Origin of the sequence: Streptomyces sp. AM6-12 (assembly GCF_044327085.1) — a bacterium.
GTDB lineage: Bacteria > Actinomycetota > Actinomycetes > Streptomycetales > Streptomycetaceae > Streptomyces.
Window position 1 is genome coordinate 3,996,015 of sequence record NZ_JBIQWN010000001.1, and the last position, 13,832, is coordinate 4,009,846.

The following is a 13,832-nucleotide window of genomic DNA, read 5'->3' on the forward strand; positions in this document are numbered from 1 at the left end:
TACTGACTTTTACCAGCCGTCGATTGAGGAACCAGATGCCCAAGGTCACGGTGCGCTACTGGGCCGCCGCCAAGGCCGCGGCCGGTGTCGCCGAGGAGCCGTACGACGCGGCCACCCTCGCCGACGCGCTCTCCGCCGTCCGCACCCGGCACCCCGGTGAACTCACCCGCGTGCTCCAGCGCTGCTCCTACCTGATCGACGGCGACCCCGTCGGCACGCGCGCGCATGAGACGGTACGGCTGGCCGAGGGCGGCACGGTCGAGGTGCTCCCGCCGTTCGCAGGAGGGTGAGTCGATGACCGACCAGCCGTATCAGGGCGGCCCCTACGAGGGCTACGACCCCTACCAGCAGCCCGCGCCCCCACAGGACTGGCCGGGCCACCCCGCCCCGCAGGGCGGCTACGACCCCCAGCAGACCCAGACCTGGCAGGGCCAGACCTGGGAGACCCAGACCCACGCACCGGTCCAGCCGGCGGCCGAGGCGACGGCGTACCTGCCACCGGTGACGGGCTATCCGGGACCGGACCAGGGTCAGGGGTACCAGCAGGGCGGGCAGGGGACGCAGCCGCAGCATCAGTGGGCGGGGCAGCAGCAGGCGGGGCAGCCTGGGCCGATGCCGCAGCCGCAGCCGCAGCCGGTGGCGGGCCCCACGCAGGCCGCGCCGGTCTCCGCGCCCGAGTCCCCGGCCGGGGCCGCCGGGGAGCCGTCGGGCGACGAGCCCTCGTACGGCCCCGCGACGCTCGCCGGCAACTCCCGGATCACCGACGCGCAGCGGGCCCGCCTGGAGGGCCGTTCGCCGATCATCGAGCCCGGCATGCAGCCGGCGCTGCTCACCGCGCTGCTGGGCCTGCTGCTGGCCGCGGCGGCGGGCCTCGGCTCGTACGCGCTGGCCGTCCCGCTGGTGCTGCTCCAGGCGGTGACGGCGGCGGGCTGGTTCCGGCTGAACGGCATGTGGCCGGCCCGGCAGGGCATCGCGCTGGCGTTCGCGGGCGGCCTGGTGGCCGACGTGGCGGTCCTGGCCGCGGGCCGGGGCAACGCCCCCGCCGCGATCCTGGGCACCCTCGGCGTGTGGGTCCTGCTCTCCCTGGTCCTCCAGCTCCGCTCGCACGCCTCGCCGGACGAGCGGATGTACGGCCTGATGGCGACGGTCGCCTCCGCGGCCCTGGCGATCCTGGCCACCGGCTACCTGGGCGCCGACCCGCACGCCACCTCGGTGGGCGCGGCCGCGGTGGCGGTCGCCGCGCTGGCGCGTGCGCTGCCCCTGCCGACCCCCGCGTCGGTCGTGGTCGCGCTGCTCGCCGCGGCGGGCGCGGGCATCGCGGTGGGCGGCATGACCGGCCTCGGCACCCGGGGCGCCCTCCTCGGCGCGCTGGCCGGCGCCTGCGCCCTGGTCGGCCACCGCGTCGCCGGCTACGACTACCCCTCCCGCTTCGTCCACTTCACCGCGGGCGTCGCCCTCCCCCTGTCGGCGGCGGCACCGGTGGTGTGGGCGCTGGGGCGGGTGCTGGGCTAGGGCCTTTCACCGCTGAGGCGAAGGGCGCTCTTGACCGACCTCCGCTGCCGGATGATGGTCGTCGCACGTCGTGGAGACCACAGGAGGCGGAGGCGGTCATGGCCTTACGGTTCATACGGCTGCCCATCCGTATGGTGCCCGCGCTGAGGGAGGCGTGTGATGTCGCGGACCGACTCGGCGTTCACTGATCTGCTTGCCGAGACGCGGCACTCGGCCGTGCATCTGGAGATGCGCGACTCCTACGGGATCGGGGAGGAGGCGGCCGAGTTCGAGCGATGGCGTTCCGGCTGGCGGCCCGAGCCGGACCCGCAGACGTGGTGGAACGACTTCCACACCTGGGTGCGGGACGCGGCGGCCCGAGGGGTCGCGTTCCGCAGGGCGCGCATCGTGTCCGAGCCGGTGAGCGACTACATCCGGTACGAGCACGCCTGTACGTACCAGAACGTGGCGGCGGGAGAGACGGTCCGCTGGCTGCCCCGCCGACAGGCCTCGGACATCGCGCTCCCCGGCAACGACTTCTGGCTGTTCGACGGACGCGTGATCATGTGGAACCACTTCACCGGTGACGGAGGTTCGGCCGGCCCGGAGCTGGACGAGCGTCCCGAGGTGGCGAAGCTGTGCGCGTCGGCATTCGACGCCGTGTGGGAGCGGGCGATCCCACACGAGGACTACCGGATCCCGTAGGTCGGCTGCGGGAGCTCAGGAAGGACGCGGGCCTTACCGGTCACGCCCTGGCCGAGGGCGCCGGCTGGTACAAGTCCACCGCTTCGGCCTGACAGTGAGTGCCACCGGCGAACGGGCCTGGCTGGACAGCCCGTCCACCGAGTCCTGGCAGCTAGGCATCAGCCCTGCTTGACCCCGTCCACGAACGCCTTCCAGGCGGGGGCGGTGAAGAGGAGGGGGGTGCGGGTGGTGTCCTTGCTGTCGCGGACGGGGATGAGGGGGAGGTTGTCGGCGAACTCCAGGCACTCGCCGCCGTCCTGGTTGCTGTAGGAACTCTTGCGCCAGTCGGCGGTGTGGAGGAGATCGTCGGAGACCTCGACGCAGGCACCGCCGTCCTGGTTGCTGTAGCTGCTCTTACGCCACGTGATCGCGTTCGGGTCGATGAATCGCACGGCGGTTTCTCCAGCGGTCTGAGGTCGGATTACTGCCCGGCCTTGACCCCGCTCACGAAGGCCGCCCAGGTGGGGGCGGTGAAGAGGAGGGGGGTGCGGGTGGTGTCCTTGCTGTCGCGGACGGGGATGAGGGGGAGGTTGTCGGCGAACTCCAGGCACTCGCCGCCGTCCTGGTTGCTGTAGGAACTCTTGCGCCAGTCGGCGGTGTGGAGGAGATCGTCGGAGACCTCGACGCAGGCACCGCCTTCCGAGTTGCTGTAGCTGCTCTTACGCCACGTCAGGCTGCTCAGATCGATGGCTCGCATGGCGCTTCCTCCAGCATCCGCAAGATGAACTTCCGCGAGGCAGCAGGATCCAGGACCGCGTCGCGAATCGCATCATATCTGCGCTGTAGGTCCTCAACTCCGTTTGCGTCCTCGATGAGTTCGCCGCTCACGACGGTCTCCACGTAGGCGACGGTACGGCCGTCCGGGAGCCGCAGGAATGTCACAGCGGTGTCCATCAGACCATGCAGCCCGGCGCCAAACGGCAGCACGTAAAGGGTGATGTTCGGGCGCTCCGACAGCATCACCAGGTGCTCCAGCTGCCGCCGCCACATCTGTGGATCGCGCAGCGAGTTCCGTAGCGCCGCCTCGGAAAGGATGACGCGAAATGGTGAGGCGCATTCCCCGTGCAACAGGCTCTGGCGGTCCATACGTGCGTCAGCCTGCTGCTCCACTTCATTGCGGGTGAGGCCGCCCGTTGCGAGCAACTCCAACGCGTACTCGCGGGTCTGAAGCAGACCGTGCAGGACGCTGCCGCCGTAGTGCCACATGCTGAGAGCTATGGCCTCCAGCGACATGTACCGCCGGAAACGCTCCTTGAACTGCGTCGGGTCCGCCTTCGCCAGCTCCCACAGTGTGAGCAGCTTGTCACCCGTGCCGTAGAACGTGTCCAGCGCGGCCACCGTCTCCGGGCCGCCGAGCGACTGGCCCTTCTCCATCTTGCTGAAGAGGGTCGGGTCCCAGCCCACCTGCGCGGCCAACGCCCGGAAGGTCAGCTGGCGTTCGTCCCTGAGTAACCGCAGTTCCTCGATGAAGCGAGCCCTCGGCTCCTGGCTGCGACCCGTGGTCGCCCGTCGCTGCGGCACCGCACCCTCCCCGGTTTGTGGAATTTGTGGCACATGGCCCGCGCGGCCTGGCACAAGGCGCCGTTCCATGCGTTTCCGCCGTCGCGCTGGGCCATCCTCGTATCAGGCCAGGAATACGCAGAGTAGTGCAACTGGCTCATTTCGTATAGAAGTTGGAGCAAAGGAGTAAATCAGGTGAGTACGAATCCGGTCACCCCGGCGGCCCGAGCCGACCTCTACGACCGCGCACGCCTCAGCGCCGAGGTGCGGATCGCGAACGAGCGCGCGCTGGCGGCGCCGCCGGACCCGGACGACCTGAGCCGACCGCCCCGCCCGGTGCCGGGCTGCTCGGCGTGTCTGGCGCTCGCGGAGCGGCGCGAGGTGGCGCGGGCGGAGTGCGACCGCAGCGCGGAGGCGGACGCGAACGTGCTGCTGCGCCGGCACCAGAGGGCGGAGCACCGCCCGTGACCAGGCCCACGACGCGCAATGAGGACCGCGCCCCGCTGAACCCCGGCTACGCGATCCCGCCGCCGCTGTTCCCGCCGACGCCCCGGTCGCCGGCGCACTGGCCGCTGCCGCCCGCGGTACTCGTGGCGCCCGCCCCCGAGGCCGTACCGCGCCGTCGCCACCGTGCCCGCAAAGTCGACGGCGCGTTCATGAGCGGTGCGCTGACCGTGCTCAGCCTGGCGAGCCTGCTGGTGACGATCGCCGTGGTGGCGGTCTGAGCCGCGCTCGCGCCGCGGGCTACGCTTCCCGCATGGCGAAGAAGCTCGTGATCAAGGTGACGGCCGGGGCCGATGCCCCCGAGCGCTGCTCGCAGGCGTTCACGGTGGCGGCGGTGGCCGTGGCCAGCGGGGTCGATGTCTCGCTGTGGCTGACCGGGGAGTCGTCCTGGTTCGCACTGCCGGGGCGGGCCGCGGAGTTCGAGCTGCCGCACGCCGCTCCGCTGCCCGATCTGATCGATTCCGTCCTCGCGGCCGGCCGCGTCACGCTGTGCACCCAGTGCGCGGCCCGGCGGGAGATCACGGAGAAGGACGTGCTGGAGGGTGTGCGCATCGCGGGTGCGCAGGTCTTCGTGCAGGAGGCGCTGGCCGACGACGCGCAGGCGCTCGTCTATTAGTCGAGTGGTTCAGGGGCGCGGACGCTTCTTGCCGTCCAGTTCGTCCCACCACTCGTCGGACTTGGGATCGCCGGAGGGGTCGTCCCACCAGCGGTCCTCCGGCCCCCGCCGGTTCGCGATCATCGCGGCGACCGGCGGGATCACCATGGCGACGACACACATGCCGACGGCCGCCGGGACGGACCAGATCCGTACGACTCCCCACGCCAGGACGAAGAGACCGATACAGATCCCCATCATGGCGAAGTACACGTGACGTCGCCGTGCGTACATGCCTCCAGGGTAGGCCGGGTCACCTCGTTCGGCGCCGCCGCGTACGACTTCAGCGCCGTAGAGGGGCCCTCGGATTGCCGTCCCACTGCGTGCCCTGTCACAAGTGATCGACATTTACCCTGCCCGAAGCCCCGCGGCGTTACCGTTGCGTAGCCGTGACCTACGCCGACCGGGGGGAAACACCACATGCGCGCCCTGCGAATACTGCTGATCGTCGTCGTGATCCTGGGCGGGCTGTTCGTGATCGTGGACCGGGTGGCGGTGCACTTCGCCCAGGGGGAGGCCGCGGACAAACTGAAGTCCTCGGAGAACCTGTCGACGACCCCGAGCGTGGACATCAAGGGCTTCCCGTTCCTCACCCAGGTCGCCGGCGGCTCGCTGGACGACGTCGAGGTCGGGATCAAGAGCTACGACGCGGCCACCGGACAGGCGGGGAAGACGATCCGCGTCGACGACCTCAAGGCCGACATGAAGGGCGTCTCCTTCAGCGGTGACTACAGCTCGGCCACCGCCTCCAGCGCCACCGGCACCGCGACCATCTCGTACGACGAGCTGCTGAAGACCGCCAAGTCGCAGCCCACCGACATCGGCCTCGGCATCCAGGCCAAGGTCGTCGGCCTCTCCGACGGCGGCAACGGCAAGATCAAGGTCGCCGTCAAGGTGAACGGCACCATCGCCGGCGCCATCCCCGTCGACCGCACGGTCTCCGTCCTGAGCACCGTCAGCGTCGTCAACAACAAGGTCGAGGTGCACGCCGACTCCCTCCCCTCGGTCGCCGGGCTCGGACTCGCCGAGGAACGCGTCCGTACGATCACCGACTTCCAGCAGGTCGTCGACCAGCTGCCCGGCGGCATCAAGCTGGACAAGGTGGAGGCCGCGCGGAACGGCGTGGAGATCAGCGTGAAGGGTTCCGACGTCAAGCTGGCGGGGTAGAGGCCGCGAAACGGCCCGGATGGGCGCCGTACGTCCGACAGGCGAGACGGTGACGTCCGTACCGCAGATGTGAGAGCGCACCCGAGCGCCCGAAGGCCCCTTCCACGGCCGCCGGGCGCTTTCTTCATCCCGCCATTCGGACGATCCTGTCTCGCCATACGACACACCGGTGACACGCGCGCCTCCGCGTACCTACGATCGAGGCCATGAAGCGTCAGGCGGATCTCACGAAGCGGCGGGCAGTCGACCTGTGCCGCGTAGCCGCCATGCTCTGTCGCCCCTTCTGATCGGGAGCCCCGCTTCCGCGTCATTCCCCCCGCCCTGCTGGGCACCCGTGCGCCGCCCGCACCCCGAGCGCGCGCCCCTTCGCACTCGCACGCCCCGCCGTAACTGCCCCGGAGGAGAAAGCATGAGTCGCAGCGACGTCCTGGTCGACGCCGACTGGTTGCAGGAGCACCTGGACGACCCGACCATCGCGATCGTCGAGGTGGACGAGGACACGTCCGCCTACGAGAAGAACCACATCAAGAACGCGATCCGCATCGACTGGACGAAGGACCTCCAGGACCCGGTGCGCCGTGACTTCATCGACCAGGAGGGCTTCGAGAAGCTCCTGTCGCAGAAGGGCATCGCCAACGACCACACGGTGATCCTCTACGGCGGCAACAACAACTGGTTCGCCTCCTACGCCTACTGGTACTTCAAGCTGTACGGCCACGAGAACGTCAAGCTCCTCGACGGCGGCCGCAAGAAGTGGGAGCTGGACGCCCGCGAGCTGGTCGCCGGCGACGAGGTCCCCGAGCGCCCGGAGACCACGTACAAGGCCAAGCCGCAGAACACCGCGATCCGCGCCTTCCGCGACGACGTCGTCAAGGCCATCGACGTCCAGAACCTGGTCGACGTGCGGTCCCCCGACGAGTTCTCCGGCAAGCTGCTCGCCCCGGCCCACCTGCCGCAGGAGCAGTCGCAGCGTCCGGGCCACGTCCCGAGCGCGCGCAACATCCCGTGGTCGAAGAACGCCAACGACGACGGCACGTTCAAGTCGGACGAGGAGCTCAAGGAGCTGTACACCGCGGAGAACGTGGACCTCGCCAAGGACACGATCGCCTACTGCCGCATCGGTGAGCGCTCCGCCCTGACCTGGTTCGTGCTGCACGAGCTGCTCGGCGTGGAGAACGTCAAGAACTACGACGGCTCCTGGACCGAGTACGGCTCGCTCGTCGGCGTGCCGATCGAGCTCGGCGCCAACAAGTAAGCGACCCCAAGCGACCTCTGGAGAAACAGCATGTGCGGAGCGAAGGCCGGCGGCCCCGACGCCTCGGCGATCAAGCCCGGTGAGACCACGATCCAGGGCCAGGTGACCCGCGACGGCGAGCCGGTGACGGGCTACGTCCGGCTGCTCGACTCGACCGGCGAGTTCACCGCGGAGGTTCCCACCTCGGCGACCGGCCAGTTCCGCTTCTACGCGGCCGAGGGCACGTGGACCGTGCGCGCGCTGGTGCCCGGCGGCTCCGCCGACCGCACGGTCGTCGCGCAGCAGGGCGGGCTCGCGGAGGTCGCCATCGCCGTCTGACCGGCGGACGACGCGGAAGGGCCGCACCCCTGGGTTGGACGCCAGGTGGGGTGCGGCCCTTCGGCACGTCCGGGCGCGTCCGGGCGCCTTCTGGCTTTCCCGAATCGTGATCCCTCCGCCTACAACTCCATGCACATGCCATGGGTCTGCTGTGCGTGCGCGGGCCATCGGATCCCGCGTTCCGTACGGGAGGGGATGTCTTGGAGACACGGGAGAAGCCGGGCCCGGAAGCCGGGCCGACGGAGGAGGGCGAGGGGGAGAGACCCGTGGCCCCGGTGCGGCGACGCGCTCGTACCGCCGCGCTGATCGCCGCGGCCGCCGCCCTCGGGATCGTGGCGGGGGGCTGCGTCGGCTACGTCGTGCAGGCCGGCCGGGTGCCCACGAAGCTGCCGCCGCTCTCGCAGCCGGTGCTGCGGCAGGGGAAGGGGGCGGTTCCGGTGCTGACCGCGGCCGAGGACCGGCAGGTCAGGACCGACGGGGATCTGCGCAAGCTGCTGCTGCCGAAGCCGCGCGGGGCGCGGGGCAGCGTTCTGGCCGAGGGCACGGACGGCTGGTTGGACCTCGCGGGGTACGCGGGTGACTTCCAGGACCCCGCCGCGGCCTTCCAGAACCAGCTGGTGGACGAGTTCCGGCGCGCCGCTGTCACCAGCTGGCAGGCCGACGGCGGCTACGACATCGAGATCAGGCTCGTGCAGTACCGCCAGGAGACGAAGATGGCCGCGCACGAGGAGGCGGACCACGAGCAGTACTGGGCGTCGATCGAGCCGGACACCGAAGACCTGTCGGTGCCGGGTACCGGGGACGGGATGGCGTACACGCATCACCGGCCGCAGGCCGAGGCCGGGCACCGGTCGTCGTACCTGGGCGAAGCAATCGCCTCGCGCGGCGGCATCCTCATGGAGATCTGGGTCTACGGCTCGAAACCGGTGCCGATGAAGACGGTCATGGATCTGGCGAAGCGGCAGGTGGGACGGCTGTGAACAGGACAGTGGGCAAGCGGATCCGGGTCGGCGCGCTCGCCGTCGCGGTCGTCGCCGGGATCGCGTCCACCGCCGTGGTCGTCGCGGGGGCCGACCGGGACCCGGGTGCGCCCGGGTGGAGGTTTCCGCCGGCGGCCGCCGCGAAGGGGAGCGGGCAGGAGGCGCCCGGGCTCCGAGAGATGCTGCTGCCGTACACGCAGGGCGCGTACGGATACGGCCGGGGGCCGGACATCGAGGGGTACGGCTCGGACGTCGAGCTGAGCGGACGCCAGGCCACCGCGCTGCGCAAGCAGGCGGTCACGGACTGGCCGGCGGACACGCGGCGCAAGCTCGACGAGCTGATCGACAAGCAGCACATCAGCGGCATGGCCATGCGCAGCTACGCGAGCATCGACTCCTGGTCGGTGAACGGGCGGCACTCGTTCGTCATCGACTTTCAGCTCATGCGGATGGAAAACCGTGATTCTGTGCGCGCGATGGACGCGAGCCAGAAGGCGCTGTTCTCCGTCCTTGACGTCTTCCGCAAGGGGCCCGCGATCCAGGGGCACAAGGAGGCCGCCTGCTTCCTGATGCCGAAGGACGACGGGGAGAAGCTCGACCGGATGTTCTGTTCCGCCGCCGAGGGCGATGTCCTGGTGGGCGTCCAGGTCTCCGGGCACCGGCCGCTCGACGGCACCGCCATCGCCCTGTTCATCGGGCGCGAGCTGGACCGCGTCAAGGACAAGGACCCGGGGGAGGCCGTATGAGTGAGCAGGAGGTCGAGGGCCGTATGGCTGAGCAGGTCGTGGCCGGGCAGGAGGACGCGGGGCTCCGGGCCGAGGGGATCGCGGACACGAGGGGCGCGGACGCGGCGGGCGCGGACACGGGTGTCCGGGAGCGCCGGCGGTTCGGCGGGCTGCTGCGCTGGGCCGCCGCCGTCGCCGTGTTCGCGGTGTGCGGTGCCGGGACGGCGTACGGCGTCACACGGATCCAGCGCACCGACGTGCCCGGTCTCGCCACCGCCTCGGACGGCCGCTGGGACTACCCGGAGCTGGTCCGCCCGCCGCTGCCCGCCGGCCGCCCGGCGCCCTTCGCCGCCGCCAACACGGCCGCCGCCCACTACGCCGACCTGCGCCGGCTGGTGCTGCCCGCGCCGAAGGGCGCCACGGCGGACAAGGCGCTGGCGGGAGACCACGGATGGGTGAAGCCGGGGACGTTCCTCGCGGAGTACGCGACCAAGCAGGACCGGGAGGCCCTCGCCGGCACGTTCACCGACCAGGGACTGCGGCACATCGCCGCCCGCGGCTGGACCACGCCGGACGGCACTCGCACCCGGATCTATCTGCTCCAGTTCGGCACCGGCCTGATCGCCGGGGACGTCCAGCAGACCGACTTCGCCGGCTCCGACCAGGCGCCGTACGTCCTGCGCGGGGCGCCCAGCACGGTGGCGGAGGACCTCCCGGGGCGTGCCGCGGTGCCGAACGTGTCGGTGTCGGCGTACGAGGAGACCACGCCGTTCGGCGCCGAGAACGTGCGGCAGGCGTACCTGGTCGCCGGGGACGTGCTGGGGCTCGTCGTGCAGTCGCGAAAGGGCGGCACGCACACGGTGCCGTTCCAGCAGACGGTCGTGCTCCAGGAGCAGCTGCTCGGCTGAGGCCCACCTCGGAAAGAGAGCCGGGGCCCGGCCGCGTAAGCTGGGGCCCGGCTCTGTCGTATGCCCACCCTCGCTCAAGGAGCACCCGTGGAGATCTTCTTCGAAACCCTGCTGGTCCTGGTCTGCGTCGGCGTGCTCGCCTTCGCCTACCTGACCGTGAAGAAGCTGTACCAGGGCCAGCGCTGACCCTCCCACCAGGAAAGCTCCGCTCATGATCGAGATCCCGTCCGACCTGCACAAGGACCTCGTCCCGCTCGCCTTCCTCCTCGGCGACTGGGCCGGCGCTGGCGTGCACGACTTCCCCGGCTCCGAGAAGTGCAACTTCGGCCAGGAAGTCACCTTCACCCACGACGGCCGGGACTTCCTGGAGTACCACTCCCGTACCTGGGTGCTGGACAACGACGGCAACAAGGTCCGCCCGCTGGAGACCGAGTCCGGCTTCTGGCGGATCGACGGCGACCGCAAGGTCGAGGTCACGATGACCCGCGACGACGGCACCATCGAGATCTGGTACGGCGAGATGGCCGCCAAGAAGCCCCAGATCGACCTGGTCACGGACGCCGTCGCCCGGACCGCCGACGCCCGCCCCTACACCGGCGGCAAGCGGCTGTACGGCTACGTCAAGAGCGACCTCATGTGGGTCGGCGAGAAGCAGACCCCCGAGGTCGAGCTGCGCCCCTACATGTCCGCCCACCTGAAGAAGGTCGTCACCCCCGAGGACGTCGAACGCTGGGCCAAGGCCCTCCCGGACGACATGCCGGACGACGGCATCGCCTTCTTCAAGTAGGCCCGCGGGCACCTCACGGCTCTCCGTGGCGACGGGCGTGGTCCTAGACTCGTCGGTGTGGTGAGCACCGACTGGAAGAGCGACCTCAGGCAGCGCGGTTACCGGCTGACTCCGCAGCGCCAGCTTGTCCTCGAAGCCGTGGACACCCTGGAGCACGCGACCCCCGACGACATCCTCGTGGAAGTGAGGAAGACGGCGTCGGGGGTCAACATTTCCACCGTCTACCGCACCCTGGAGCTGCTGGAGGAGCTGGGCCTGGTCAGCCATGCCCATCTGGGGCACGGCGCGCCGACGTACCACCTCGCCGACCGGCACCACCATCTGCACCTGGTGTGCCGCGACTGCGAGAGCGTGATCGAGGCGGACGTGAGCGTGGCGGCGGAGTTCACCGACAAGCTGCGGCGGCAGTTCGGCTTCGACACCGACATGAAGCACTTCGCGATCTTCGGCCGCTGCAAGGACTGCTCCCTGAAGAGTTCAACTACCACGTCGTAGGCTTGCGCGTATGAAAAGCCCCCTGCTGTCCCTGCCCGGCGCCGTCCCCGCCGAGGGCGTGGACGAAGGCGTCGCCGCCCACTACGGCGATCTGTTCCGCGAGCAGCGCGCCCTCGCCGAGGGCACCGGATTCGTCGACCTCTCGCACCGCGGTGTCGTCACCGTCACCGGCGAGGACCGGCTGAGCTGGCTGCACCTGCTGCTCTCCCAGCACGTCAGCGATCTGCCGGCCGGCCAGGCGACCGAGGCGCTGATCCTCTCGGCCAACGGGCACATCGAGCACGCGCTGTACCTGGTGGACGACGGTACGACGGTCTGGGCGCACGTCGAGCCCGGCACGCGGCAGGCGCTGGTCGCCTACCTGGAGTCGATGAAGTTCTTCTACCGGGTGGACGTCGCCGACCGCACCGACGAGTTCGCGGTGGTGTACCTGCCCGCCGGGTCCATCGCCGAGGCGCCCGAGGACGTCGTCGTACGCGAGACGCCGTACGGCCGTGATCTCTTCCTGCCGCGCGCGGAGCTGGAGTCCTTCGCGGCGGCGCACGGGCCCGCGGCGGGCCTGCTCGCGCACGAGGCGCTGCGGGTGGAGCAGCACCGGCCGCGGCTCGGCTTCGAGACCGATCACCGGACGATCCCGCACGAGCTGGGCTGGATCGGCACGGCGGTGCATCTCCAGAAGGGCTGCTACCGGGGGCAGGAGACCGTCGCCCGCGTGCAGAACCTCGGCAAGCCGCCGCGTCGGCTCGTCTTCCTCCACCTCGACGGCAGCGATGTGCACCTGCCGGCGCCGGGCACGGAAATCCGGCTCGCGGAGGAGGGGCCCGAGGGCCGCAAGATCGGCTTCGTGACGTCGTCGGTACGCCATCACGAGCTGGGTCCTGTGGCGCTCGCGCTGGTCAAGCGGAACGTACCGGTCGACGCGGGACTCCTGGCCGGGGAGACGGCGGCGGCGCAGGAGGTCGTGGTCGAGCCGTAGCGCCCCCGGCGGGCCGGGCCGATCACGTCCCCGCGCGGCCCGGGTCCACCACATCCCCGCGCGGCCCGGGTTGGCTACATCTCCAGCAGCACCGTGAACGGCCCGTCGTTCGTCAGGGACACCCGCATCGTCGCGCCGAACCGTCCCGTCGCCACCGTCGCGCCCAGTGCCCGCAGCTGGGACACGACCTCGTCCACCAGCGGTTCGGCGACATCGCCGGGGGCCGCCGCGTTCCAGGTGGGGCGGCGGCCCTTGCGGGCGTCGCCGTAGAGGGTGAACTGGCTGACGACGAGCAGCGGGGCGTCGATGTCGCTGCACGAGCGCTCCCCGGACAGCATCCGCACCGACCAGAGCTTGCGGGCCAGCTGCGCCGCCTTCTCCTTCGTGTCCTCGTGGGTCACGCCGACCAGGACGCACAGGCCCTCGCCCTCGATCGCGCCCACCGTCTCGCCGTCCACGACGACGCTCGCGCCGTCCACTCTCTGCACCACCGCTCGCATGCGGACCATGATGCCGGGTACGCGGGCGGCGGTCACAGGCGGACCTTATGGAACCCTTACCGCCCATCCGGGGCTGTTCGGGGGCACTCGGTCACATATGGTGCGCCGGGGGTGGCACGATGCTGTCACACGCCGGTCGAGGGGACGGTCCGAACCACATGAGCACATTCAGCACCAGTGAGCTGCCCATCCCGCAGGGGACGTACCGGCCGCCCGTGCAGCGGGCCGACGAGCCCGTGATCGCACCGGCGCCGGCCCGGCAGGCGGCACCCGAACCGTCCCGGCCGGGCCTGCCCGAGCTGTCCGGGCTGAGCCTGTCCGAACTGCGCGCGCTGCGCCGCGACGCCCAGCGCGACGAGGCCGATCTCAGCTATGTGCGGCGGCTGTTGCAGGGCCGGATCGACATCCTGCACGCGGAGCTGGCCCGCCGCGGCCGGGCGGCGGTGCCCGCGCCGAAGGACGCCTCCCTGGTCGAGCGGCTCCCGGAGATCCTGCGCGACGCCCCGGCCCGCCAGCGCTCCTCGGCCCGCCATGTCACCGTCGGCACCCCGCGGGGCGAGGAGGTACGACGGCTCGCCGCCGAGATGCTCGCCGAGGTGGAGCTGAGCGACCTGAGCGCCCGCACGGATCTGGAACTGTCCGCCGCGCTGGGCCGGTTGGTTCGGTACGAACACGAGGTGTCGGGGCGGCGGCAGCGGCTCCAGCACACCGCCGACGGGTGCGGCGGGGAGATCGCCCGCCGGTACCGGATGGGCGAGGCGCAGGTGGAGGACCTGCTGGTGTGACGGACCGGTGACGGGGCCAAGGCGCGGAAATCGGGAGGACAT

At 70.8% G+C, this 13,832-nt stretch carries 22 protein-coding genes; 17 read left to right on the forward strand and 5 right to left on the reverse strand.

Going from position 1 to position 13,832, the window contains the following annotated elements; genetic code table 11:
- The first annotated feature begins 35 nt into the window (after positions 1 to 35).
- The 3 genes from ACE4Q9_RS18060 to ACE4Q9_RS18070 all read left to right on the forward strand — a co-directional run bounded on the left by ACE4Q9_RS18060 (position 36) and on the right by ACE4Q9_RS18070 (position 2,196).
- The gene (locus tag ACE4Q9_RS18060) at positions 36 to 290 is read left to right on the forward strand and encodes a MoaD/ThiS family protein (protein ID WP_397985245.1); all 255 of its coding nucleotides are present in this window, start codon (positions 36 to 38) and stop codon (positions 288 to 290) included.
- Between the two features lie 4 nt (positions 291 to 294).
- Positions 295 to 1,512, forward strand: coding sequence for a hypothetical protein (locus tag ACE4Q9_RS18065; protein ID WP_397985246.1), 1,218 nt, complete (start codon positions 295 to 297; stop codon positions 1,510 to 1,512).
- A gap of 159 nt (positions 1,513 to 1,671) precedes the next feature.
- Positions 1,672 to 2,196, forward strand: a complete 525-nt coding sequence (locus ACE4Q9_RS18070; RefSeq protein WP_397985247.1) for a DUF6879 family protein — start codon at positions 1,672 to 1,674, stop codon at positions 2,194 to 2,196.
- A gap of 158 nt (positions 2,197 to 2,354) precedes the next feature.
- Here ACE4Q9_RS18070 and ACE4Q9_RS18075 read toward each other — a convergent pair whose 3' ends face one another.
- The 3 genes from ACE4Q9_RS18075 to ACE4Q9_RS18085 are packed head-to-tail and all read right to left on the reverse strand — an operon-like array spanning position 2,355 to position 3,756.
- On the reverse strand, positions 2,355 to 2,627 hold the full coding sequence (locus ACE4Q9_RS18075; RefSeq protein WP_397985248.1) for a DUF397 domain-containing protein: 273 nt from the start codon (positions 2,625 to 2,627) through the stop codon (positions 2,355 to 2,357).
- 29 nt (positions 2,628 to 2,656) lie between these two features.
- On the reverse strand, positions 2,657 to 2,932 hold the full coding sequence (locus tag ACE4Q9_RS18080) for a DUF397 domain-containing protein (protein ID WP_397985249.1): 276 nt from the start codon (positions 2,930 to 2,932) through the stop codon (positions 2,657 to 2,659).
- A complete protein-coding gene (locus ACE4Q9_RS18085) occupies positions 2,914 to 3,756 on the reverse strand; it encodes a helix-turn-helix domain-containing protein (RefSeq protein WP_397985250.1) in 843 nt (280 codons plus the stop codon). Before ACE4Q9_RS18085 ends, ACE4Q9_RS18080 begins: the two co-directional genes overlap by 19 nt.
- A gap of 174 nt (positions 3,757 to 3,930) precedes the next feature.
- On the opposite strand from ACE4Q9_RS18085, the gene ACE4Q9_RS18090 reads away from it, so the two are divergent.
- From ACE4Q9_RS18090 to ACE4Q9_RS18100, 3 genes are read left to right on the forward strand one after another with little or no spacing between them, the layout of a single operon-like run.
- On the forward strand, positions 3,931 to 4,203 hold the full coding sequence (locus ACE4Q9_RS18090) for a hypothetical protein (protein ID WP_397985251.1): 273 nt from the start codon (positions 3,931 to 3,933) through the stop codon (positions 4,201 to 4,203).
- Positions 4,200 to 4,460, forward strand: a complete 261-nt coding sequence (locus ACE4Q9_RS18095; RefSeq protein ID WP_397985252.1) for a hypothetical protein — start codon at positions 4,200 to 4,202, stop codon at positions 4,458 to 4,460. The genes ACE4Q9_RS18090 and ACE4Q9_RS18095 overlap by 4 nt, the downstream gene beginning before the upstream one ends.
- Before the next feature lie 32 nt (positions 4,461 to 4,492).
- Entirely contained in the window at positions 4,493 to 4,855 is a 363-nt protein-coding gene (locus ACE4Q9_RS18100) for a DsrE family protein (RefSeq protein ID WP_397985253.1), read from the forward strand.
- Between the two features lie 9 nt (positions 4,856 to 4,864).
- Here the strand turns inward: ACE4Q9_RS18100 and ACE4Q9_RS18105 are convergent, their stop codons facing one another.
- Positions 4,865 to 5,128 carry a DUF3099 domain-containing protein gene (locus ACE4Q9_RS18105; protein WP_397985254.1) on the reverse strand — a complete coding sequence of 88 codons (264 nt, stop codon included), beginning with the start codon at positions 5,126 to 5,128 and terminating at the stop codon, positions 4,865 to 4,867.
- A 186-nt stretch (positions 5,129 to 5,314) separates the two neighbouring features.
- Here ACE4Q9_RS18105 and ACE4Q9_RS18110 point away from each other — a divergent pair, with 186 nt between their 5' ends.
- The 10 genes from ACE4Q9_RS18110 to ACE4Q9_RS18155 all read left to right on the forward strand — a co-directional run bounded on the left by ACE4Q9_RS18110 (position 5,315) and on the right by ACE4Q9_RS18155 (position 12,505).
- Complete coding sequence (locus ACE4Q9_RS18110) at positions 5,315 to 6,061, forward strand: DUF2993 domain-containing protein (RefSeq protein ID WP_397985255.1); 747 nt, start codon at positions 5,315 to 5,317, stop codon at positions 6,059 to 6,061.
- Between the two features lie 206 nt (positions 6,062 to 6,267).
- Positions 6,268 to 6,348: an Ms5788A family Cys-rich leader peptide gene (locus ACE4Q9_RS18115; RefSeq protein ID WP_350751515.1), complete on the forward strand. Its 81-nt coding sequence runs from the start codon at positions 6,268 to 6,270 to the stop codon at positions 6,346 to 6,348.
- 122 nt (positions 6,349 to 6,470) lie between these two features.
- Positions 6,471 to 7,316, forward strand: a complete 846-nt coding sequence (locus ACE4Q9_RS18120) for a sulfurtransferase (RefSeq protein ID WP_397985256.1) — start codon at positions 6,471 to 6,473, stop codon at positions 7,314 to 7,316.
- 30 nt (positions 7,317 to 7,346) lie between these two features.
- Positions 7,347 to 7,634 (forward strand): DUF1416 domain-containing protein, encoded by a 288-nt coding sequence (locus ACE4Q9_RS18125; RefSeq protein ID WP_397985257.1) that lies wholly within the window; start codon positions 7,347 to 7,349, stop codon positions 7,632 to 7,634.
- 200 nt (positions 7,635 to 7,834) lie between these two features.
- Positions 7,835 to 8,614 carry a hypothetical protein gene (locus ACE4Q9_RS18130; protein WP_397985258.1) on the forward strand — a complete coding sequence of 260 codons (780 nt, stop codon included), beginning with the start codon at positions 7,835 to 7,837 and terminating at the stop codon, positions 8,612 to 8,614.
- A complete protein-coding gene (locus ACE4Q9_RS18135) occupies positions 8,611 to 9,360 on the forward strand; it encodes a hypothetical protein (RefSeq protein WP_397985259.1) in 750 nt (249 codons plus the stop codon). The genes ACE4Q9_RS18130 and ACE4Q9_RS18135 overlap by 4 nt, the downstream gene beginning before the upstream one ends.
- Positions 9,357 to 10,247, forward strand: coding sequence for a hypothetical protein (locus tag ACE4Q9_RS18140; RefSeq protein WP_397985260.1), 891 nt, complete (start codon positions 9,357 to 9,359; stop codon positions 10,245 to 10,247). Before ACE4Q9_RS18135 ends, ACE4Q9_RS18140 begins: the two co-directional genes overlap by 4 nt.
- Positions 10,248 to 10,458: 211 nt before the next feature.
- On the forward strand, positions 10,459 to 11,034 hold the full coding sequence (locus ACE4Q9_RS18145) for an FABP family protein (protein ID WP_397985261.1): 576 nt from the start codon (positions 10,459 to 10,461) through the stop codon (positions 11,032 to 11,034).
- 57 nt (positions 11,035 to 11,091) lie between these two features.
- Positions 11,092 to 11,529, forward strand: a complete 438-nt coding sequence (locus ACE4Q9_RS18150; RefSeq protein ID WP_159702722.1) for a Fur family transcriptional regulator — start codon at positions 11,092 to 11,094, stop codon at positions 11,527 to 11,529.
- Positions 11,530 to 11,539: 10 nt separating this feature from the next.
- On the forward strand, positions 11,540 to 12,505 hold the full coding sequence (locus ACE4Q9_RS18155) for a YgfZ/GcvT domain-containing protein (protein ID WP_397985262.1): 966 nt from the start codon (positions 11,540 to 11,542) through the stop codon (positions 12,503 to 12,505).
- A gap of 74 nt (positions 12,506 to 12,579) precedes the next feature.
- Here the strand turns inward: ACE4Q9_RS18155 and dtd are convergent, their stop codons facing one another.
- Positions 12,580 to 13,005 carry a D-aminoacyl-tRNA deacylase gene (dtd, locus tag ACE4Q9_RS18160; RefSeq protein WP_397987257.1) on the reverse strand — a complete coding sequence of 142 codons (426 nt, stop codon included), beginning with the start codon at positions 13,003 to 13,005 and terminating at the stop codon, positions 12,580 to 12,582.
- Positions 13,006 to 13,163: 158 nt separating this feature from the next.
- On the opposite strand from dtd, the gene ACE4Q9_RS18165 reads away from it, so the two are divergent.
- A complete protein-coding gene (locus tag ACE4Q9_RS18165) occupies positions 13,164 to 13,790 on the forward strand; it encodes an aerial mycelium formation protein (protein WP_397985263.1) in 627 nt (208 codons plus the stop codon).
- The last annotated feature ends 42 nt before the right edge of the window (positions 13,791 to 13,832 follow it).

Coding starts and splice junctions, on each gene's coding strand:
- ACE4Q9_RS18060 (WP_397985245.1), top strand. CDS start 36: ATGCCCAAGGTCACGGTGCGCTACTGGGCCGCCGCCAAGGCCGCGGCC.
- ACE4Q9_RS18065 (WP_397985246.1), top strand. CDS start 295: ATGACCGACCAGCCGTATCAGGGCGGCCCCTACGAGGGCTACGACCCC.
- ACE4Q9_RS18070 (WP_397985247.1), top strand. CDS start 1,672: ATGTCGCGGACCGACTCGGCGTTCACTGATCTGCTTGCCGAGACGCGG.
- ACE4Q9_RS18080 (WP_397985249.1), bottom strand. CDS start 2,932: ATGCGAGCCATCGATCTGAGCAGCCTGACGTGGCGTAAGAGCAGCTAC.
- ACE4Q9_RS18100 (WP_397985253.1), top strand. CDS start 4,493: ATGGCGAAGAAGCTCGTGATCAAGGTGACGGCCGGGGCCGATGCCCCC.
- ACE4Q9_RS18105 (WP_397985254.1), bottom strand. CDS start 5,128: ATGTACGCACGGCGACGTCACGTGTACTTCGCCATGATGGGGATCTGT.
- ACE4Q9_RS18110 (WP_397985255.1), top strand. CDS start 5,315: ATGCGCGCCCTGCGAATACTGCTGATCGTCGTCGTGATCCTGGGCGGG.
- ACE4Q9_RS18115 (WP_350751515.1), top strand. CDS start 6,268: ATGAAGCGTCAGGCGGATCTCACGAAGCGGCGGGCAGTCGACCTGTGC.
- ACE4Q9_RS18120 (WP_397985256.1), top strand. CDS start 6,471: ATGAGTCGCAGCGACGTCCTGGTCGACGCCGACTGGTTGCAGGAGCAC.
- ACE4Q9_RS18125 (WP_397985257.1), top strand. CDS start 7,347: ATGTGCGGAGCGAAGGCCGGCGGCCCCGACGCCTCGGCGATCAAGCCC.
- ACE4Q9_RS18140 (WP_397985260.1), top strand. CDS start 9,357: ATGAGTGAGCAGGAGGTCGAGGGCCGTATGGCTGAGCAGGTCGTGGCC.
- ACE4Q9_RS18145 (WP_397985261.1), top strand. CDS start 10,459: ATGATCGAGATCCCGTCCGACCTGCACAAGGACCTCGTCCCGCTCGCC.
- ACE4Q9_RS18155 (WP_397985262.1), top strand. CDS start 11,540: ATGAAAAGCCCCCTGCTGTCCCTGCCCGGCGCCGTCCCCGCCGAGGGC.
- dtd (WP_397987257.1), bottom strand. CDS start 13,005: ATGCGAGCGGTGGTGCAGAGAGTGGACGGCGCGAGCGTCGTCGTGGAC.
- ACE4Q9_RS18165 (WP_397985263.1), top strand. CDS start 13,164: ATGAGCACATTCAGCACCAGTGAGCTGCCCATCCCGCAGGGGACGTAC.